This window comes from Bacillus sp. BP-3, assembly GCF_028401955.1.
In the GTDB taxonomy this organism is placed as follows: Bacteria; Bacillota; Bacilli; order Bacillales; family Bacillaceae_G; genus Bacillus_A.
In genome coordinates this window covers 63323-82875 of the sequence record NZ_JAQOTJ010000007.1, presented here as the reverse complement: position 1 = coordinate 82875, position 19553 = coordinate 63323, and the positions used below count along the sequence as shown (strand labels likewise).

Genomic DNA, 19553 nt, shown 5'->3' with positions numbered 1-19553 from the left:
TTTAATCGCTATTTACTAATCTTTACTCTCCTAATTTGAATTGATACATGATATTTTGAACAACGAATTATAAAATATGTACCTCCTGAAAAGACCCTCAATCAAAAGCCTATAAATTCATACATAATCGTTATTCTTAAATATAACTACGGATATTATAATTTGTCACCATAAATCTTTATAATTCCAAATTACATATGGATAAAATTCACACTTAAAACGAAACCTAAAATTGGTAATTATATTTCAACGCACATTCACAAATTCTAATGATTGAAATTCAATTCAATCAGAGGAGGAATTACGTTATGACTGTAATTACGAAACTTAAACAAACTGTTTCAGGATTAAAAAGCGCACAAGCGAGTTTAGAAGGATTCGCTCTTGATACTGATAACCAGCAAGCGAAGCAATTATTCCAAAGCGCAGCGCAGCAAACGCAATCAATCATTGATTCTTTATCTCCGCGCGTTCAAGAGGTTCAACAAGAAGAACCTCAATATACACAGCAGTAAAGGGCATTTAAATCAAACAATGATACCCACTTTATGCTGAACCGAAAAAAGGGTGATACAATATCATCCTTTTTTCACCTCGAATTACATAGAGCTATAGAAATGGAATGATACAATGAGAAAATTTAGGATCATTACTTTGTTATTCCTTCTCTTCTTCAATTTCCTAAGCGGCTGTAACAGTCCACTAGATAAAAAAGTTAAAAAAGAAGCAAATGAGAAAGAAGAGCACAAAACAACTAAAAAAGATACACCTTTAAAACAAGTCAGTATGGAGACTGTTGATCAATCCATAGCAACTCAAGCGAAAGATAAGATTTTTAATATGGAAGAAATGATTGACGTGAAAGCGGTGAATTTAGATAACCAACTGTATGTAGCCGCGAAACCAGAGCACCACGAACGCTTTCAACTAAAGAAATTAAAAAAGGAAATGAAACAGACATTAAAAAAAACGTATCCCAATTTAAAAATTTATGTCAGTACGGATAAAAAAATTTTTATGTTGCTAGATAAATTAGAAACGAAGATTAAAAACAAAGAAGCAGACAAGAAAGAAATAAAGAAGCAACTAAAAGTAGTCAAAGAGGAAATGCATTCTGATACGTAATGAAGTGAAACTTCCATCAGTAGGGTCTTACTGCCCACGAATAGCGGAATAATACTTTTCAACATAGAAAAGGATGGATTCATATGTCGAGCCAAAATAAAGACTTAACACCAGTACAACAAGAATATAAAAAATTCGAACAGCAGCGCGAACCAAAGCGTCCTGTTCTAAAAAATTGTATCAAAGCTTTTTTTGTTGGCGGATTCATTTGTTTAATCGGTCAACTTATCTCCACATTTTATATAACTTATTTCGATTTTACTGAACAATCTGCAGGGAATCCAACTGTAGCAACAATGATCTTTATTTCTATGCTCCTAACAGGTTTTGGTGTATACGATCGATTAGCCCAGTTTGGCGGGGCAGGTACAGCTGTTCCTGTTACTGGATTTGGAAATTCTGTCATATCAGCTTGTATTGAGCACCGTACGGAAGGTTTTGTTCTTGGAGTGGGCGGGAATATGTTTAAATTAGCCGGATCTGTTATTTTATTTGGTGTATTTTCCGCTTTTGTGATTGCACTGATTCGAACGATTCTAATCCAATGGGGAGGGTTTTAAATGTTACAAGGCCACCGAACATGGGTATTTGAAAACAAACCCGTGATTATCTCAACTGGTGTTATTGGCGGGCCATTTGAAGCGAACGGCAACATCCCTGATGATTTCGATACATTGCATGATAATTTATGGTTAGGACAAGACTCCTACGAAAAGGCACATCGAGTTTTATTCGAAGAAGCTTGCAGCAGGGCCACCGAAAAAGCAAAACTACGAAAAGAAGATATTCAATTTATCCTGGCAGGCGATTTAATTAATCAAATTACGCCTTCAAGCTTTGCTTGCCGGACACTCGGCACTCCCTATCTCGGATTATTCGGTGCCTGTTCTACTTCAATGGAGGGACTCGCTTTAGGGGCAAGCATTGTAAATGCAAAAGGAGCGAAATATTTATTAGCAGGAGCATCAAGCCATAATACTGCTGTAGAAAAACAGTTCAGGTATCCAACTGAATACGGAGGACAAAAGCCCCCTACCGCACAGTGGACAGTAACAGGAGCCGGTGTTGCCTTATTAAGCGATCAAGGAGATGGACCTTGCGTAACATCAGCAACAATTGGAAGAGTGATTGATATGGGATTAACGGATCCATTTAATATGGGAGGGGCTATGGCTCCCGCCGCTGTCGACACGATAGAAGCCCATTTAAGAGAACGACAAATCGACGCATCCTACTACGATTTAATTGTAACGGGCGATCTCGGTCATGTAGGACGTGAAATTGCCTTCGACTTACTACGTAAGCAAGGAACATCTATACGAAGCGAACAATTTCAAGATTGCGGATTACTCATTTACAGAGACGACCAACCTATCTTAGCGGGGGCAAGCGGCCCGGGTTGTTCAGCAACTGTTGTGTATGGGCATTTACTAAACCGGATGAAAAAAGGAGAGTTTAGCAAAATACTTGTAGTTGCTACCGGGGCCTTACTTTCCCCATTAACTTTTCAGCAACAAGAAACGATTCCTTGTATCGCCCATGCAGTATCCATTGAAGCTGGAGGTGTATAATACATGATCTTTTTTTGGGCTTTTGTAATTGGTGGCCTCATTTGTGTCATTGGACAAATTATGTTCGACGTCTTCAAACTTACTCCTGCTCATACAATGGCGACACTTGTTGTCATTGGCGCTATATTAGATGGATTTAATTTGTATGAACCATTAATTGATTTTGCCGGAGCAGGTGCAACGGTTCCTATTACAAGCTTTGGGAACGCTCTCGTTCACGGTGCAATGGCAGAAGCGGCTGAGCATGGCATCATTGGCGTTATAACAGGAATGTTTAAAGTAACAAGCGCTGGTGTATCCGCCGCAATTATCTTCGGATTTATTGGAGCTTTATTATTTAAACCAAAAGGATAAGAGGTGTTCTCATGACCGTTGTTGCAAGCGTAAAAACATGCCTTGCTAGTTTGAAAGGTGCACAAGCAAGTTTAAGTGCCCTTTCACAAAACTCTGCTGATCAAGAAACAAAGCGCGTTTTTCATGAATGTATGTTAGAAATGGATAGTATCATCGCTGATATACAAGGGCGAGTTTCAACATTAGAACGAGAAGAGCCACAATATAAAGGATTTTAGGAAGACTGGAGGGAATATACATGCCTAACATTCACATACCAGAATGGCCACTTGTCATTATACGTTCTTTATGTGTCTTAATTGTTTTATTCGCCATTACGAAATGGCTTGGCAAAAGACAAATCTCTCAACTTTCCTTTTTTGAATACATAGCAGGTATGACGATTGGTGATATCGCTGCAGAAGTATCGACAGGGTTGGAACAAAACTTCTTCCACGGTATTTCCAGTATGCTGGTTTTTGCTATCATACCCTTTTTCGCAGGACTAATTTCCTTAAAAAATAAGACGGTACGAGATTTTGTAGAGGGGAAATCCACTATTTTTATAAAAGATGGAAAAGTACTCGAAGATAATTTAAAAAAGGAAAAATATACAAGCGACGAACTACTAGAGCTTCTGCGAAAAAAAGATGTATTCAACATAACCGATGTTGAATTCGCTATATTAGAGCCGAGCGGTGAATTAAACGTATTATTAAAGAAAGACAGACAACCATTAACTGCAAAAGATATCGGATTAAAACTACCAAATGAAAAAGAAACGCACACAGTCATTATGGATGGAAACATAATAGATGAACCTCTTTCTGCAAGCGGTCATAACCGCGCTTGGATTCGTACTGAACTCGAAAAAATGGGGGTTGCAATCGACAACGTATTCATTGGACAAATCGACTCCTACGGTCAACTAACTGTCGACATATACAACGATAAAATTCAAATGTCTTCTCCCCAAGACAAACCGTTATTACTCGCTTCCTTAAAAAAGTGTCATGCTGATCTTGAACTCTTTTCTTTAGAAACGAAATCACATACCGCCGCGAACATGTATGTAAACAACGCCAAGAGGCTAGAGGAAATTTTAAATAAAGTAACGTATTTACTGAAAGAATAGTACGAAAAAGAACGCTTATATATGTAATGGCGTTCTTTTTTTATTTATTGTTACACCAACCGCTCCTATGCATGAACAGATGCTCCCGCCCACCTAAAAAAGAGGGGGTTTCATAGGTATGTTTAAATTCATACAATTCGGTTATGATGAGGAAGGTACAGAAGAAGGGAATTCCTTATTTATAGCGAATTAACATGATACACCTACATATTTTTTAAAACTGAAGTGGTTTCGTTTGACCTTTATTGACCATAATTGTATTATAAAACTAACAAATGTGTTAAAGGAGGAAGTTACACATGAATTTAATTCCTACAGTTATTGAACAAACAAATCGCGGGGAACGTGCTTACGATATTTACTCTCGTTTATTAAAAGACCGCATCATCATGCTTGGCAGCGCAATTGATGACAACGTAGCAAACTCAATCGTTTCTCAGCTTTTATTCTTAGAATCACAAGACCCAGAAAAGGATATTCATCTATATATCAACAGTCCTGGCGGATCTATTACAGCAGGTATGGCAATTTACGATACAATGCAATTCATTAAACCAAACGTATCTACAATTTGCATCGGCATGGCTGCATCTATGGGTGCTTTCTTACTTGCAGCTGGTGAAAAAGGAAAACGTTTCGCGCTTCCAAACAGTGAAGTTATGATTCATCAACCACTTGGCGGTGCACAAGGACAAGCGACGGAAATCGAAATCGCTGCAAAACGTATCCTATTCTTACGCGATAAGCTAAACAAAATTCTTGCTGAGCGTACAGGTCAAGATTTAGAAGTAATTGAACGCGACACAGAGCGTGACAACTTCATGACAGCAGAAAAAGCGTTAGAATACGGCTTAATTGATAAAATCTTTACAAACCGTTAATCGCGTATACAAAAGAGCTATCATTCATGATAGCTCTTTTTCATTTATCAGCGCTTTTCTCATTGATGGAAAGCTTGCCCAATCGGGCCTTTACGGGCAGTTTTCTTCCACGTGATTTCCCGGTCTTTACTGCCCACGAATAGCAGGATAAAGATCCTTCGACCACGTTCGACAGCCACAGACACTCCACGTACAGTAAAAAGCTATCGCACATTCGCGATAGCTTTTTACTGTTCTTTTTGTACATAAGCAACAAGCGCTGCTAATGCTTCTGTCTCATCTGATCCTTCTGTTGTAATCGTAACTTCACATCCGGATCCAACAGCTAAGCTCATAATCCCCATAATACTTTTAGCATTAACTGTTTTCCCATCTTTCTCCATAAAAATATCAGATTGAAAACGATTTGCTTCTTGTACAAACAACGCTGCCGGACGTGCTTGTAATCCAGTTTTCAACAGCACCTCTATCCGTTTTTGAACCACTGTCCCATTCCCCTTTGCCTTTTATTTTTTTACAACCGCTTCACCGGCGCGTAATTTCTCCGCAATGTCATCAATTTTACGCAAACGATGATTAATACCCGATTTACTAATGTTTCCCCCAGATACCATTTCCCCTAGTTCTTTCAATGTAACATCTTGATAATTGATACGCAGTTCTGCGATTTCACGTAATTTATCTGGTAAAAAATCAAGTCCAACAGTCTTTTCAATATAACGAATGTTTTCAATTTGTCTTAAAGCTGCACCAATCGTTTTATTTAAGTTTGCTGTTTCACAGTTCACAAGACGATTTACAGAATTACGCATATCTCGCACAATACGAATATCTTCAAACCTTAAAAGGGCGCTATGAGCCCCAATAATATTTAAGAACTCAGTAATCTTTTCGGCTTCCTTTAAATACGTAATGTACCCTTTTCGCCTTTCTAACGTCTTACTGTTTAACGCAAATTCATTCATCAGTTCACATATTGCATCATTATGTTCCTTGTATAACGAGAAAACTTCTAAATGATACGATGATGTTTCCGGATTATTAACAGAACCGCCGGCTAAAAACGCTCCGCGTAAGTACGAACGTTTACAACACTTTTTCTCAATTAATTCTTTTGAAATATCACGAATAAACGAAAAATCCTCTCGTACAATGTGCAAATCTAATAAAATTTCACGCGCTTTTTCAACTAAACGAACGATGTACACATTATTTTTCTTTAAGCGCATTTTCTTACGCACAAGTAGCTCAACTGTCACGTTATATCCTTTTTTTAATAATGTATAAATTCTCCGTGCAATCGCTGCGTTTTCCGTTTGAATGTCAATGATTACACGACGGTTTGAAAAGGAGAGTGAACCGTTCATACGAAGTAATGCTGACAATTCTGCCTTCTCGCAGCATTCCTTCATTTCGAGCTTTGTTAGCTCCTTCTTTGTTTCTGATGCAAAGGACAACAGTTTCACCTCCTAGCAATACTTACTACCCTAAATGAATTTGTAGCGCTACCTCAAAGAAGTAACGCCTTATACCATGCAAGCTTTTTCAAGCTTTGATTTTATATTAATGAATATAAAATCGAAGCCAATTTTATCGTATCATGACGAACAACGCGATCATCATACTTTGCTAAACAACCTTTAATCAACTTAATATTATGTGCGTCAAAACATTCTTCATCAATTGCAACCTGCTCCGACATTTCTTCTGCATAACGTCCTAATAGTTTAGATGGAATTAATTCATCGTTTACAATTGCTGTATCAATAAACGCTTCTCCAAGATGATCATGCAATGCTTTCACATGGTCAAACGCTGTATATCCCATTGTTTCACCAGCTTGGGTCATAACATTACAAACATATGCTTTCTTCGCTTTCGCTTGAAGAACTGCATCCCCGATTTTTTTCACCATTAAATTTGGCAAAATGCTTGTATACAAACTTCCTGGTCCAAATACAAGTAAATCTGCTTTTTGAATTTCCATTAACGTTTCATGAAGCGGTTCTACTTCCCCCGGTGTTAAAAAGACACGGTTAATTTTTTTACCATAATACGGAATTTTCGATTCTCCGCTTACAATTTGACCATCTTCCAATTCTGCATGCAAAACAACACTTTGATTTGCAGCTGGAAGTACACGTCCTCTGACATTTAACACTTTACTCGTTTCCGTAATGGCATGAAAGAAATCACCTGTAATAGCTGTCATTCCAGCTAACAATAAATTGCCAAGCGCATGTCCTGTTAATCCTTCTCCCGATGTAAAGCGATGCTGAAATAACGCCTCCACAAGAGGCTCCACATCTGACAATGCAACAAGTACGTTACGAATGTCTCCAGGAGGTGGAATTTCTAACTCATCACGAAGTCTCCCAGAACTTCCCCCATCATCAGCAACCGTTACAATCGCTGTAATGTCAACAGGATACTTTTTTAAACCACGCAACAAAACGGATAAACCCGTTCCGCCTCCCATAATAACGATTTTCGGCTTCCTCTCTTTTCCCATCTCTTAATGTCCCTTTCTCTTCTCCACATCACGATGAGATACATGAGTTGTATATTCTTGCTTCAAATGTTTCGTTAAATATTCTGCAAGTGTAACAGATCGATGTTGTCCTCCTGTACATCCGATAGCAATAACAAGCTGACTTTTCCCTTCGCGCTTATAATGCGGAAGCATAAAGGAAATAAGGTCTGTTAACTTCTCTAAAAATTTGTGCGTTTCATTAAATTTCAGCACATATGACGATACTTCCTCGTCAAGACCTGTTAATGGCTTCATATGTGGAATATAGTATGGATTTGGTAAAAAACGAACATCAAATACTAAATCAGCATCAATTGGAATACCATATTTAAATCCAAATGACATTACGTTTACACGAAATGCTTGTTCACCCTCAGTTGAGAATAATTGAATAATCTTTTCTCTTAGCTCTTTCGGCTTTAGTTCCGACGTATCAAGTACAATATTCGCACGCGCCTTCATATCTGTTAATAACGAACGCTCTGCTTCTATTCCTTTTAACGGGAGACCCGTTGGAGCAAGCGGATGTGAACGCCTTGTTTCTTTATAACGAGTTACAAGTGTACTATCTCTTGCATCTAAGAATAAAATATGCGGAATAATCCATGTGCGTTCTGTTAAATCATCAAGCGCTCCCCACAAGTGATCAAAGAACTCTCGCCCACGTAAATCAATACCGAGCGCTACTTTATTCATTTTACCTTTCGAGTCTGCCATTAATTCAACAAACTTCGGCAACAACATAGGCGGTAAATTATCTACACAAAAATATCCTAGATCTTCAAAACTCTGCAAGGCAACCGTTTTTCCCGCTCCGGACATTCCTGTAATAATAACCATTTTAATATCATTATGCGCGTCCATCATATCCCCCCTCATGATTTAACTTGGATCTAACCGATACGAAAGCAATTCAAAATCTGGTGTATATACAAATGTACCGTAAATAATACCATTTCCTTTAATTAAATAATCAATAATATGATGATCTCCCGGTGCCATTGGCAGCTCATCAATCTTATCAAATGTATGCCAGCCTATTATCCCTTCTTCGCTTTGCAGTTTATTTTCTCCTGCAAAATCTGTCGCTAAGAAAGAAAACATCATCCATTCGGAAACTACCTTGTCTCCTTCTTGGATTACGAAAGTGAAGACACCTTTTAATGCTGGATTTTTCAAATAAATACCCGTTTCTTCGCGATATTCGCGAACAACCGATTCTCTTACTGTTTCCCCGCGCTCCATCTTACCGCCTGGAGCAACCCACCAATTTCGACGAGGCTTTTGTAATAGGAGAACTTCATTATCCTTAATTAACACACAGTTTGTCACTCTTTGCAAACTTCTTCACCTCAGCTACTAACGGAGAAATCCCCATTATATACTTCCTTCATTATACTATCAAATACAGTTTGCCACAACGAAGGACCCCTACTCGCTAACTCCCTTTACTTCAAACCCCGCACGTGGCAGAAATAAGCCCTAACCGCTTCGATACACGGCTCGGCCTCCCCCAAAAAAGAGGGGGCATGACGGTTTCTCAACATACAAGTCGCTGCCATGTACAACAAAACATGACCTCTACTCGCTAACTCCCTTTTGTTTCAAACCACGCATGTGGCAGAAATAAGCCCTGACCGCTTCTATGCACGGCCAGTCGCTCTTGCCCACCTAAAAAAAGTGGGTTTTAAGTTTTTTAAGGTCTTTAATCTTTTACAAACAAAAAAAATAAGCGACCGAGGGCTCCCCCTCAATCACTTATTTCTTACTAAAATATGCTACAATCGCAAAACCAAAGATATAAACACTCTTCAATCAGCTCATCATCTTTTTTGTATAGTTGTATAAAGCATCAGCAATGTGAACACATTGTTCAAATGACTGGAGCTCTTGCGGAATACTTTTATGACTGTTAATTAATAAGAAATAGTGTGCGAGCTGTAAAAAAAAGGTACACCTTATAAATTCTATTGTGCTAGAAAAGGCGAATTATTTCATGCATTATTATAATCACATACGACCGTTTTAAAAATTTAACTACCTGTCCCCGATTGAGTATAGGGAACAGGTAGCATAGGTGTTTTATTCCTGTCTCACATCAGTGATCCAGTTCAAAAAGCTCTAAAAATTGGAGGTTTCTTATTATTCGACTACACTTGTCCCTTTTTGTTCTCCGATATATTTAACAATACTATTAATAGTCTTAAATACAGCCATGTCAACTGCCCCAATGTTTAATTCATAGTCTTTCTTAAGAATATTAATAAAGAGTAATACATCCATAGAGTCAAGACCGTAGGGAGATCCCTTTCCAAATAAAGGTGTGTCATTACCAATTTCCATAGGATCAATAGACATCTTATACATCTCTACAAGTTTCTCTTTTATTTGTAATTTAATCATTTTCCAAACCCCTTTTCTTCATTTTATATATATTTCAAACATATTGAACCCCAAAGAAAACCAGCTCCAATTGCGGAGAAAACTACATAATCCCCTTGTTTGATCTTATTTTCACTCATAGCCTTATTAAAGGCAGAGAAAATTGTTGCTGATCCAGTATTCCCCTGTTCTTGTACCGTAAGAGTCGTTTTATCCATCGAAGCTCCTACAGCATTCATCGCTTCTTTAATAATATTTAAGTTAGCTTGATGAATAATGAAGTGATCGATATCTTGTACCTCAAGACCCGCAAGCTCTATAACTGAACAGATAGAATTTGGAAGATTACTTGTAGCCGTCTTCCACACTTCCCTCCCATTCATTTTAATAAATTGACTTGTATAAATGTCTTCATTTTGTAATGACTTCGTTCCTCCACCAGTAATTTCCACTGCATTGGATAACCCGGAATTAATGTTCCAGGATAATATACCACTTCCCTCTTTCGTTTTCTGAAGGACCATCGCACCAGCTGCATCGCCCAAAAATACTCTTGTAGAACGATCTTCTGGATTCGTACAACGTGATAGCACTTCTGCCCCAATTACTAATACATTATGAATATTTTCATTCTGTAACAAATGAGATCCTAACATAATAGAGAAAATCCCACCTGCACATCCTGTTTGATTCAAATCGATGGGAATTGCATTAGTAGCACCCATTTTCTCTTTTATAATAAGTGCCGTAGAAGGCAATTTCTGATCTGGTGTAGTCGTAGTTAGAATGATAGCATCAAGCTCCCCTGCTGAAATTCCAGCATCCTTAATTGCCTGCTTGCTAGCATACACACACATATCTGATGTCACAAGTTCCTCTGGTAAAAACCGTCTTTCTTTAATACCTGTTTTCGTTTGAATCCATTCATCAGTCGTTTCTAAAGTCCTAGTCAGCATGTCATTTGTAATTACTTCATCTGGTACATAAGAGCCAATCCCTTGTATTGTCACAGGTGTAACCAGACCGCTTGCATTCTTAGCACCCCTTCTGTCCACTGTCCCCATTTCCAATTAAAATCCCTCCTTTTTAGGAAAGTCTCCATATATTTCTTTTAATGAATCTGGAACATCCTCAAGTTGAATCATACATTCTAGAATAACTGTTTTCCCTTGATTATATTGTTTATAAACATCTTTAAAGATATCTTCTACGTCATCTTTACTTCTCAAAGAGATTACCTCCAGTTGCGGATTCTCTATTCCTACCAGCGGAAGCCTTGGATTAACAAAAGAGAGTGGATTTTTTCTCTCTTTATTTTTATTTTGAAACTGTAACCAACCATATCCTCCATTTTTTAATACCACATAGATAACGGGTACTCGGTTATTGATAACAGTTTCTAATTCACTTCGAAATAAATTGAACGCACCATCACCAACGAAGGCTACAACTGGTTGATTTATCTTAGCCTTAGCTACTCCGACTGCAGCACTTACTCCAAAACCTAGGCTTGTTTGTTCACTTGGTACAATTGCATTTTGTCCTTCTATTAAGCTTAAATAAGGAAAATAATAGGACCACATATCTTGCAAGCCATTTTCATGAACATATATAGCATTAGAGGGTGTATACAATTGTAGACCTTCTAATACATGCGCTACACTTAAATAATTTGCATTTTGAAGATATTCATCCTTCTCTACTAATAGACTTTGTTTAAGATGTTCAATCCGCTCAATCCACTTTTCTTTTTCCAATGGTTCTTGAATTATAGAAATAAGATATTTTAGTGTCAGTCCAACATCTCCCACAAGTCTTAGTCCACTAAAATCCAAGTTAAAATCTTCTTCGACAATGTTAATTTGAATTACTTCTTTCGTTCGGAGTGCCTGTTCCCAGCCAAACAAAGCCGTTTCCTCTAATTTGCTTCCCACTGTAATTACAAGATCTGATTCCTGTACAATCGGAAACAGCTGTTTAGGACAATATAATCCTGCTAATCCACAAAACAGCTTTTGATTCTCATCATATGCTCCTCTTCCAGATGCAGTAACAAATACTGAAGCGCCTATAGTATTTGCAAACTGAGTAAGTAAATGATTATCAGTTAAACTTTTACTACCTCCTCCAAGTAACAAAAGAGGACGTTGTGACTCTACTAATTTTTCTTTCACTTTATCTAAACATTTCAAATTAGGTAAAGTCCTTGAGATAGGCATTGGTGAAAATTGTACTGATTCAAGATTTATATACAATTCACCAATATCTTCTGGAATCTCAATATAAATAGGACCAGGTTTTCCATTCAGCGCCAGAAATAATGCTCTTTTTAAAACCCAACCGATAGAATCAGGAGTTTCTACTCGATGACACCATTTTACTAACGGTGATACAAGTGACATCTGGTTCGTCTCTTGGAAAGCCCTTTGGCTTCCATATGTCTGAGTCCGTGTTCCAGATGCTATTATTAATACAGGTGCATTTTGAGAATGCGCCTCCAATAATCCTGTTACACAATTGGAAACGGCAGGACCTTTTCCAACGATACAAACGCCCAGTCTTTTGGCAGCTAATGCATACCCGGTTGCCATAAATACAGCATTTCTCTGATCTTTATTAACTAAAAATTCAATACCACAGTCTTCAATAGCATTCATCAATTGAAGATCATCACTTGGTAACCCATAAACCGTATCTATCTCATTTTCTTTTAAAACATTTGCAATTGCCTCATATACACTTACTTGCTCCATTTTTCACCTCTTTTTTTCCAGTGTTGATTAAAAGTTTGCGAAAGGAGAATTGGTTGAATGAATAATTCTCCTTGATAAGAAATATAATTGGCCATCGGTCCATATCCCCCAAAAGCTGTATTACCATCTTCTATATCAAATAAAGTCTGGTTGACCGAAACAGTATGTTTTTTCTGCAAAAATGTAATCAAATCATTTTGCTCTTCGCCATACACAGTTGCTCCCATAGCTCTTTCGAGGAAGTAACCCGTATCAAAAACGCCCTTAATTTCTTCCACGTTTTCGTAGCTCACAATATTAAAAATTGGTGAAAAGAATTCATCAATCTTAATCTGATCTTTTAAAGAACTAAGCAAAACTGTTGGTTCTATCACTTTCTCCTTATAATTGATATTGCCACCATGAATAATATAATGGCTATTTTGATTTAAATATTGTGCAATCGATTCTAACGTGGACGTATAATGAATAGATCCATAATCCGCTTCTTTATCAGAATTATCTCCGAATTTTAAACTACTTAATTTTGATTTTAATAATTGTATAAAAACTTTTTTAATCCGTTCAGGTACATAAACTACATCTGGCCCCATACAATCTTGTCCTGTATTAAACATTCTCACATCAACCAGATCTCTTACAGCCTGTTTTAAATCTGCAGAATCAGTCAATATAAATGGATTTACACCTTGTCCAAAGAAAATAAATAACTGATCTCTCGAAAGCTGAAATTTAATATTCTCTGCATTTTGATAAGTCCCTGTAAACAAAACCACATCTGCTTTTAAGACCGACTCCCTAATATATTTCCTATATGAATACTCTCTTAATTCTATTGGTAATTGATGAACTGGCTTAAATAAATTATGAAGTTTTCTAACCTGATTAATAACTAAACTAGAACCGCGAAATTCGATGTTCTTTACATATAATGATGGAACTATTAAATACAAAATATAAGAATACAAAATTACATTAGACGGCATAAAAACAGACATTTGATCAATAGTTGGTGGATGATTCTGGATTACTTCATCAATCGCATTTTCTAAAGCTTGTAACGAGCAATCAAACTCCTTCTCAGCTGTTTGATACGTACTGATTTCCGTCAAAATTTCTAAAATTTCCGACTTATTAATTTTCATATATTGTATACAAGAAATAATATTTTCTTTACGTTCATCTAGTAATGCAGGTGACTCGCTCGCCAGCATCAAACTTTGCATAAGCCTTCCTCCACTCCATTCTTTCTATATTCTGTTGCTTGAACTTCAAGTGCAACAAGATCTACTTTTCCATTAGGAAGATAAGGAAATTCCTCCAGAAAAATAACTTTATCTGGCCTTACTAAAGAATCGAGATTCTCAAATACCGCTTTCTTTACTTGGCTAGTTTCCTTTAAAGGAGTCTCAAGGAACAAAATTATATATGCTCCCTTCTTCTCATCTTGAAGACTAATAACCTTTCCTACTATTCCTAAGGTATCCTCTATTTTTTTTTCGATTGTTGCCGGATGAATAACATAACCTTTTCGAATAATCTCTTTCCCTTTTCTACCAACAACAAAAAGATTCCCATCATTATCTAAATAACCTAAATCACTTGTTTTAAACCAACTGTTAGCTAAAACCAAACGAGTTTCGTTAGGTCGGTTTAAATACTTTTCCATTACCTCTGGTGTTTTTACAACTACTTCTCCAATCTCCCCAGGGGATAACGGTTCGTCCATTGTATCTACAACTTTAATTTCTATTCCTTCAAGGGGCTTACCACATCCACCTTCCTGGCCTTTTACATTAAGTGCCACGTTTCCTAGTTCAGATAATCCATATCCATCTAATAAGGGCTTTTCTAACAAAGACTGAAACTCATCCCCAAGCCTTTTGGATAAAGGTGCTCCTCCAACACACCACATACGGACTCGTGATCGTTTTAGACTATTTTTTAGTTTCTCTCGATTCTTAAGAATATTAGCCAAAACATAATAAGTGGAAGGAATACCATCAACAATAGTTACTTGCCTCTCAGTAATTGCTTTTATAATTGAACGGATCTTTCTATAATTACAAAGAACTAAATCACATTTCATCATTCTCCACACAAACACAATAGATAAACCATAAAAATGAGTAAAAGGAATTAAAGGCAATAGCACGTCCTCATTTCGGTATTGCATGACATCCATTGTCTTCATTAAATTTGAAATAAAAGAGGTTCCAGATTTAACGATTCCTTTAGGCCGACCAGTTGAGCCAGATGTATATAAAATAAGAGCATCTTCCTTATTAATCCATGCAGGATTAATACGATCATCTGCTAAATCAAACGAGTTTCGTTCAATTAAATAGTTCAATTGAACTTTCTTAATTTCCGTTGATAGATTAACAGTGCGATCCGAAATATACACATGACTTCCAGAATCTCTTACAATCTCATCTAATTCTTTTTCACCTGTAAGACAATCTACCAAAACAATCGATGCCGCCAGCTCTGTTAGGGCAAAGAATGCAATTAGAAAAGTGTAAGAATTTTCGGCAGTAAGTAGAACCCTTTCTCCAGCAACAACACCGACTTCCTTTAGATAACTCGTGTAAGCTTTAGTATCTCTTCTAAATTCTTGTATAGAATAAACCTTTTCTGGTGTATAAATTTTATATACCATAACTTCCCATCTTTCATTATAAAGTAGCTATGTTTTCAATTTCGTCCGGACTAATCCTAACTATATTAAAATCTCGTTTTAGTAATTGTGCGAATAAATTCCTTGGTCCTACAACAAAGGTCTGGTCTAATTTCTGTTTCCTCATTGTATCCGTTACCAAATCCCACCGAACAGGGTTATCATAACCATCTAATAAAGTTTGTTTGAACAATTCAGAATCTGTTATCACATCTCCATTTACATCAGATATGATTGGTGTGTTCATCGGTCTAAACTTAATTTGATTAAACAGCTCTTGTTTCAACTGTACATTTAAATCTTTTAAAAGAGCACTATGAATTGGTTGCTTCATAGTATGTAATGAGGAGCACTTAGGTATCGTATTAACTTTCTCTTTAAGTAAATTAATTGTCTTTGCATCCCCACATAGACAGACCACCTTTTCTAAAAAACCAACTAACTCCAAGTACATCCCTTTTGATTGAAACTCCTTTATAATAGCTTGGGCTTCATTTAAGGACATGTTGTAAATAAAATGTGTTTGATAATCCCCTTTCATCTGCTTAAAGAACTCTTTTGACTGCTTTGCCGATTCATGTGTTAACCATACTGCTTCAGCATAAGTAATCGTATTAGTTTGTACCGCTGCACTCATTCCACCAAAACTTACCCCAATTGTTAAATCAGGCTGATAGTTATAACGATTATAAAAGTGGTCTAACAATGCAATTGAATTAGCAAGGAAGCAAACTTCATATACTTCTTGACTTGTTTCATCAGCTTCCTTAAAAGCATTTACAAGCGAATAACCCAATATTTCGCTTGCCTCTTTAAACCGCTGAATAGCAAAAGAGTCATTATTAATGAAAAATCCAACATCTTGATAACTAGACGGAGCTAGTCCTGGAAGAACGATCCCCTTCATTTTCTATTTCCCCCTCCCCTGTAATCCGCCTACTATTCCTTGCACATCTGCTAAGGTTACAAGTGGTACAATTTCAAATGGAATATCTGTAAACTTTAAAGACTTGTATACAAAATTTCCTGGTCCTAATACAAACAGTCTATTAATTCCACGTTGCGACAATGTCTGCAACGATTGATACCATTTCACACTGTTCGTATATTGCTCTGCCAAGTCATAAGCTACTTTTGACACATTAAAAACTTCTGTGGCATCAATATTACTTATTAATGGTGTAATTGGTTTTTTCAAATGAATGCCAGGCATAAAGTTTTTACTAAATTTTTCTTTTACATTTTCTAGCAAGGAACAATGCCCAGGAGGACCGTAAGGAATCTTAACAGCTAGCGCTCCATATTCTCGCACTTCTTCATTTAATTTTTCTAAACTCTCAAAGTCCCCATTGACAATCATTTGATTGGATGTAGCATGCATACAAGGCTCTAATATATATCCTTTTTGACACAAGTTATAAATGCTACGCTCCAAAATCCTAGTATCAATATTATAAAAAAAATATACACTATACATTCCCTTAGTAAATTCCATTTCCTCAAGTTCACACATAGTACGAACCATATTTAACGTATCTTTAAAATCTAAGCATCCGCTACAATGAAATGCTGTTACCTGCCCTAGACTTGGGCCAAGAAAATAATCAATTCCCTCTAATTGTTCCTTCAGCAATTCATATAATGCAGTAGTTATAGTCACGATACTAGGCCTTGCTATAATACCTGTATTTATAATTTGTTCATCCTCGGAAAAAAATTGAGTGGCAAGATCTATCCCTAGAACATCACTAGCTACTTCAAATTTTCTCTGTACATTTGGAATATGATCGTATAATTCACGAAAATCCCCTTTTTTCAATGTCATTAATGGTGGAAATAACAGTGCTGATTTCATTCTAATATTACCTCCATTTCCCTTTATATAAGGCCACCATCTACTACCAATGTTTGTCCTGTTATATAACTAGCTTTCTCAGATGCAAGAAATGAAACTGCCTCGGCCACTTCTTTCGTAGTTCCCAAACGTCTCATCGCAATTTTCTTTTTAAAAGCCTCCATCTGATCCTCTGGGATTCTATCTACCATACCAGTATCCTCTGTATACCCAGGAGCTACCGCATTGACCCGTACATTATAAGGTGCATATTCCTTTCCAAGAGAACGAGTTAAACCAATAACCCCTGATTTACTAGCACTATAAGCACTAAGTCTCTCCATTCCTGTAAGACCTGCTACAGATGAGATATTAATAATAGCTCCTTTTTGTTCTGTTAACATATGAAAAGAAACTGCTTGGATACAGTTAATAGTGCCCATCACGTTTGTATTAATGATTTCTTTCCAATTATCAAGAGAGTTACTTGGAATTAATGCTCCACCGTAGCTAACACCCGCATTATTTACAAGAACATCAATACTTCCATAATCATCTATAATCCTTTGTATGGTCTCTTGCACTTGAACGGACTCATTCACGTCAAGTTTTACATAAGTAACTTTTTCGTTCCCTGTTGTTTCTTTGATATATAACACCACACTTTGCACTTCCTCAAGGGAACTTCTATATCCTAAAACTACTCGACTTCCTAATTCTGCAAAATGATGTGCAATCTCCTTACCTAAACTTTTAGATGCACCAGTAACAAGTACGACCTTATCGTTCCATTCCATTTTTTTCACCTTGATTCATCAAATTCGGAAAACACTCATTTTTCCAATAATTATTTAGATACTCATATAATTCTGTTCGAATTTGCTCTTTTTCATTTTTAGGTATTACATCCTCCGGCTGCTCCCCTTCTCCACCAGCGTAATATTCATGTCTTAAAATAGAGGAGACAACTGCGTCATGATATTCACCGTCAAGGAAAAAATGATCCCGAAGAATCCCCTCAATTGTTACGTTATTTTTCATTAAGAAACGAACAGTTCTCTGATTATATAATCCATTTACAAATTGAATCTTGTGAGCATTTTTAAAATGAAAAAGATAGTCCATAATTAAAATAGATGCTTCTGCTCCATATCCCATATCCCATAAATCCGAATCGCCAATAACGCCACCCAAGACATAGCTACCTTCATACTTCAATGGCTGCCACGAAACAAAACCTATTTTCTTCCCTTCATGGGTCAATACTGTAGCGTAACGTGTGTTACCTGACTCAATATCCATCTTAATTTCTCGTACAGTAGCAAAATCTTGGGATCCTCTTGCCAAAGCACTTATTTTGGAAGGTCTAACCCACTTGGAAAACAATTTATAATCTTCTTCTTCTAAAGCTTGCAGCTGAACAAAATGCCCTTTCATAATATCCCCCTTAATATATCGAAATCTTATTTATAGCATAAACATCAGACTGTTTAAAAACACCCGTAATTCACGCAAATACGCATTATAAAAATATTTATCATGTTCTTTAAAAACACAACTAAGACAGGATAATTAGTTTCTTTTTCTACCATAAAAATCTGTAATAAATAATAAAGAGATGTATGGAAAGGTTTTCATACATCTCTTTATTTAAGGTATTCTTCTATTGTATTAATCAGACATTATATTCATATTGCTGTCCTCTTAATAAAATGGCTCTAGTAACTTTCACCGCTAGCCCTACCCGAGACTTCACTTCCAACTTCCGCATGCAAGCAGCTATATGATACTCAACTGTCCTTTTACTTAAATATAAGGTGTCAGCAATTTGTTGATTTGTCTTGTCATTAATTAATTCTCTCATAACACGAAGTTCCGTCTTAGTTAACAAATCAGACAGATCCTCTTTTTGGAAACTTAATTTATTTAGCAATACACTTTTTCTTTCCCACGAAAACAACAATCTAAATTCATCAGAAATATAGAACTCATTTTTTTCAATGGCGGTTAGAGCTTCTACTATTTCATGAGAATCCCCCTTCTTCACAATAGCTTCGACTCCCTCAATCATTGAGAATAAGTGCCTCTCTTTGCTACTTATAAGAACTATTAAATGAGGAGCTTTAATTACCATTCCCTTCAAAATATTGTAATTAGCGATATCTGCAATTACAATATCAAACGTACTCAAAAATGAAGGATCCTTCAACATATATTTATTATTAAGAATATGAGTCTGAAACCGCCCGCTGGCCGCTATCTCCGAATAGATTGAGGTACCTTTTACATTTTGAACAGCAACTAAAATCTTTTTTCTCTTCATATT

General features: G+C 36.6%; 23 protein-coding genes and 1 pseudogene. 8 read left to right on the top strand and 16 right to left on the bottom strand.

What is annotated here, in order from left to right:
• Positions 1-308: 308 nt before the first annotated feature.
• The 8 genes from PLX19_RS13120 to clpP all read left to right on the top strand — a co-directional run bounded on the left by PLX19_RS13120 (position 309) and on the right by clpP (position 5045).
• Positions 309-515 carry a DUF1657 domain-containing protein gene (locus PLX19_RS13120; protein WP_020061705.1) on the top strand — a complete coding sequence of 69 codons (207 nt, stop codon included), beginning with the start codon at positions 309-311 and terminating at the stop codon, positions 513-515.
• A gap of 115 nt (positions 516-630) precedes the next feature.
• Complete coding sequence (locus tag PLX19_RS13115; protein ID WP_272189083.1) at positions 631-1125, top strand: YhcN/YlaJ family sporulation lipoprotein; 495 nt, start codon at positions 631-633, stop codon at positions 1123-1125.
• An 83-nt stretch (positions 1126-1208) separates the two neighbouring features.
• Entirely contained in the window at positions 1209-1685 is a 477-nt protein-coding gene (gene spoVAC / locus PLX19_RS13110; RefSeq protein WP_035430466.1) for a stage V sporulation protein AC, read from the top strand.
• Positions 1686-2696, top strand: coding sequence for a stage V sporulation protein AD (gene spoVAD, locus PLX19_RS13105; protein WP_272189082.1), 1011 nt, complete (start codon positions 1686-1688; stop codon positions 2694-2696).
• A 3-nt stretch (positions 2697-2699) separates the two neighbouring features.
• Positions 2700-3050 (top strand): stage V sporulation protein AE, encoded by a 351-nt coding sequence (gene spoVAE / locus PLX19_RS13100; protein WP_090915955.1) that lies wholly within the window; start codon positions 2700-2702, stop codon positions 3048-3050.
• An 11-nt stretch (positions 3051-3061) separates the two neighbouring features.
• Positions 3062-3268 (top strand): DUF1657 domain-containing protein, encoded by a 207-nt coding sequence (locus PLX19_RS13095; RefSeq protein ID WP_035430469.1) that lies wholly within the window; start codon positions 3062-3064, stop codon positions 3266-3268.
• Positions 3269-3288: 20 nt separating this feature from the next.
• Entirely contained in the window at positions 3289-4164 is an 876-nt protein-coding gene (locus PLX19_RS13090) for a DUF421 domain-containing protein (RefSeq protein ID WP_272189080.1), read from the top strand.
• Between the two features lie 299 nt (positions 4165-4463).
• Entirely contained in the window at positions 4464-5045 is a 582-nt protein-coding gene (gene clpP / locus PLX19_RS13085) for an ATP-dependent Clp endopeptidase proteolytic subunit ClpP (protein WP_272189079.1), read from the top strand.
• Positions 5046-5272: 227 nt separating this feature from the next.
• Here the strand turns inward: clpP and PLX19_RS13080 are convergent, their stop codons facing one another.
• From PLX19_RS13080 to PLX19_RS13010, 16 genes and pseudogenes are all read right to left on the bottom strand, one after another.
• Complete coding sequence (locus PLX19_RS13080) at positions 5273-5530, bottom strand: HPr family phosphocarrier protein (RefSeq protein ID WP_272189078.1); 258 nt, start codon at positions 5528-5530, stop codon at positions 5273-5275.
• Between the two features lie 21 nt (positions 5531-5551).
• Positions 5552-6502 (bottom strand): DNA-binding protein WhiA, encoded by a 951-nt coding sequence (gene whiA, locus PLX19_RS13075; protein ID WP_272189077.1) that lies wholly within the window; start codon positions 6500-6502, stop codon positions 5552-5554.
• Between the two features lie 101 nt (positions 6503-6603).
• Complete coding sequence (locus PLX19_RS13070) at positions 6604-7557, bottom strand: gluconeogenesis factor YvcK family protein (protein WP_272189076.1); 954 nt, start codon at positions 7555-7557, stop codon at positions 6604-6606.
• 3 nt (positions 7558-7560) lie between these two features.
• Positions 7561-8442: an RNase adapter RapZ gene (gene rapZ, locus PLX19_RS13065; RefSeq protein WP_272189075.1), complete on the bottom strand. Its 882-nt coding sequence runs from the start codon at positions 8440-8442 to the stop codon at positions 7561-7563.
• An 18-nt stretch (positions 8443-8460) separates the two neighbouring features.
• Positions 8461-8919: an NUDIX hydrolase gene (locus PLX19_RS13060; RefSeq protein WP_272189074.1), complete on the bottom strand. Its 459-nt coding sequence runs from the start codon at positions 8917-8919 to the stop codon at positions 8461-8463.
• 445 nt (positions 8920-9364) lie between these two features.
• Positions 9365-9519, bottom strand: a pseudogene (locus PLX19_RS26215) (tetratricopeptide repeat protein); the annotation flags it as partial.
• A gap of 201 nt (positions 9520-9720) precedes the next feature.
• Complete coding sequence (locus PLX19_RS13055; RefSeq protein WP_272189073.1) at positions 9721-9981, bottom strand: acyl carrier protein; 261 nt, start codon at positions 9979-9981, stop codon at positions 9721-9723.
• Between the two features lie 23 nt (positions 9982-10004).
• Positions 10005-11024 carry a 3-oxoacyl-ACP synthase III family protein gene (locus tag PLX19_RS13050; RefSeq protein WP_272189227.1) on the bottom strand — a complete coding sequence of 340 codons (1020 nt, stop codon included), beginning with the start codon at positions 11022-11024 and terminating at the stop codon, positions 10005-10007.
• A gap of 6 nt (positions 11025-11030) precedes the next feature.
• A complete protein-coding gene (locus tag PLX19_RS13045; RefSeq protein ID WP_272189072.1) occupies positions 11031-12713 on the bottom strand; it encodes a thiamine pyrophosphate-binding protein in 1683 nt (560 codons plus the stop codon).
• Positions 12701-13939, bottom strand: a complete 1239-nt coding sequence (locus PLX19_RS13040) for an aldehyde dehydrogenase family protein (protein ID WP_272189071.1) — start codon at positions 13937-13939, stop codon at positions 12701-12703. The genes PLX19_RS13045 and PLX19_RS13040 overlap by 13 nt, the downstream gene beginning before the upstream one ends.
• Positions 13927-15375, bottom strand: a complete 1449-nt coding sequence (locus tag PLX19_RS13035; protein ID WP_272189070.1) for a class I adenylate-forming enzyme family protein — start codon at positions 15373-15375, stop codon at positions 13927-13929. Before PLX19_RS13035 ends, PLX19_RS13040 begins: the two co-directional genes overlap by 13 nt.
• 16 nt (positions 15376-15391) lie before the next feature.
• Entirely contained in the window at positions 15392-16300 is a 909-nt protein-coding gene (locus tag PLX19_RS13030; RefSeq protein ID WP_272189069.1) for a hypothetical protein, read from the bottom strand.
• A gap of 3 nt (positions 16301-16303) precedes the next feature.
• Complete coding sequence (locus PLX19_RS13025; protein WP_272189068.1) at positions 16304-17248, bottom strand: ACP S-malonyltransferase; 945 nt, start codon at positions 17246-17248, stop codon at positions 16304-16306.
• A 23-nt stretch (positions 17249-17271) separates the two neighbouring features.
• Entirely contained in the window at positions 17272-18024 is a 753-nt protein-coding gene (locus PLX19_RS13020) for an SDR family NAD(P)-dependent oxidoreductase (protein WP_272189067.1), read from the bottom strand.
• Positions 18008-18664, bottom strand: coding sequence for a GNAT family N-acetyltransferase (locus PLX19_RS13015; protein ID WP_272189066.1), 657 nt, complete (start codon positions 18662-18664; stop codon positions 18008-18010). Before PLX19_RS13015 ends, PLX19_RS13020 begins: the two co-directional genes overlap by 17 nt.
• Before the next feature lie 238 nt (positions 18665-18902).
• A complete protein-coding gene (locus tag PLX19_RS13010) occupies positions 18903-19550 on the bottom strand; it encodes a response regulator transcription factor (RefSeq protein WP_272189065.1) in 648 nt (215 codons plus the stop codon).
• Positions 19551-19553: the final 3 nt, after the last annotated feature.

What these genes read in the sequence shown, in the direction of transcription:
- PLX19_RS13025 (WP_272189068.1), bottom strand. Translation starts at nt 17,248, where the DNA reads ATGAAATCAGCACTGTTATTTCCACCATTAATGACATTGAAAAAAGGG.
- rapZ (WP_272189075.1), bottom strand. Translation starts at nt 8,442, where the DNA reads ATGGACGCGCATAATGATATTAAAATGGTTATTATTACAGGAATGTCC.
- PLX19_RS13120 (WP_020061705.1), top strand. Translation starts at nt 309, where the DNA reads ATGACTGTAATTACGAAACTTAAACAAACTGTTTCAGGATTAAAAAGC.
- spoVAC (WP_035430466.1), top strand. Translation starts at nt 1,209, where the DNA reads ATGTCGAGCCAAAATAAAGACTTAACACCAGTACAACAAGAATATAAA.
- PLX19_RS13045 (WP_272189072.1), bottom strand. Translation starts at nt 12,713, where the DNA reads ATGGAGCAAGTAAGTGTATATGAGGCAATTGCAAATGTTTTAAAAGAA.
- PLX19_RS13015 (WP_272189066.1), bottom strand. Translation starts at nt 18,664, where the DNA reads ATGAAAGGGCATTTTGTTCAGCTGCAAGCTTTAGAAGAAGAAGATTAT.
- PLX19_RS13050 (WP_272189227.1), bottom strand. Translation starts at nt 11,024, where the DNA reads ATGGGGACAGTGGACAGAAGGGGTGCTAAGAATGCAAGCGGTCTGGTT.
- PLX19_RS13035 (WP_272189070.1), bottom strand. Translation starts at nt 15,375, where the DNA reads ATGGTATATAAAATTTATACACCAGAAAAGGTTTATTCTATACAAGAA.
- PLX19_RS13010 (WP_272189065.1), bottom strand. Translation starts at nt 19,550, where the DNA reads ATGAAGAGAAAAAAGATTTTAGTTGCTGTTCAAAATGTAAAAGGTACC.
- PLX19_RS13040 (WP_272189071.1), bottom strand. Translation starts at nt 13,939, where the DNA reads ATGCAAAGTTTGATGCTGGCGAGCGAGTCACCTGCATTACTAGATGAA.
- PLX19_RS13020 (WP_272189067.1), bottom strand. Translation starts at nt 18,024, where the DNA reads ATGGAATGGAACGATAAGGTCGTACTTGTTACTGGTGCATCTAAAAGT.
- PLX19_RS13055 (WP_272189073.1), bottom strand. Translation starts at nt 9,981, where the DNA reads ATGATTAAATTACAAATAAAAGAGAAACTTGTAGAGATGTATAAGATG.
- PLX19_RS13095 (WP_035430469.1), top strand. Translation starts at nt 3,062, where the DNA reads ATGACCGTTGTTGCAAGCGTAAAAACATGCCTTGCTAGTTTGAAAGGT.
- PLX19_RS13115 (WP_272189083.1), top strand. Translation starts at nt 631, where the DNA reads ATGAGAAAATTTAGGATCATTACTTTGTTATTCCTTCTCTTCTTCAAT.
- spoVAD (WP_272189082.1), top strand. Translation starts at nt 1,686, where the DNA reads ATGTTACAAGGCCACCGAACATGGGTATTTGAAAACAAACCCGTGATT.
- PLX19_RS13090 (WP_272189080.1), top strand. Translation starts at nt 3,289, where the DNA reads ATGCCTAACATTCACATACCAGAATGGCCACTTGTCATTATACGTTCT.
- PLX19_RS13030 (WP_272189069.1), bottom strand. Translation starts at nt 16,300, where the DNA reads ATGAAGGGGATCGTTCTTCCAGGACTAGCTCCGTCTAGTTATCAAGAT.
- PLX19_RS13070 (WP_272189076.1), bottom strand. Translation starts at nt 7,557, where the DNA reads ATGGGAAAAGAGAGGAAGCCGAAAATCGTTATTATGGGAGGCGGAACG.
- spoVAE (WP_090915955.1), top strand. Translation starts at nt 2,700, where the DNA reads ATGATCTTTTTTTGGGCTTTTGTAATTGGTGGCCTCATTTGTGTCATT.
- clpP (WP_272189079.1), top strand. Translation starts at nt 4,464, where the DNA reads ATGAATTTAATTCCTACAGTTATTGAACAAACAAATCGCGGGGAACGT.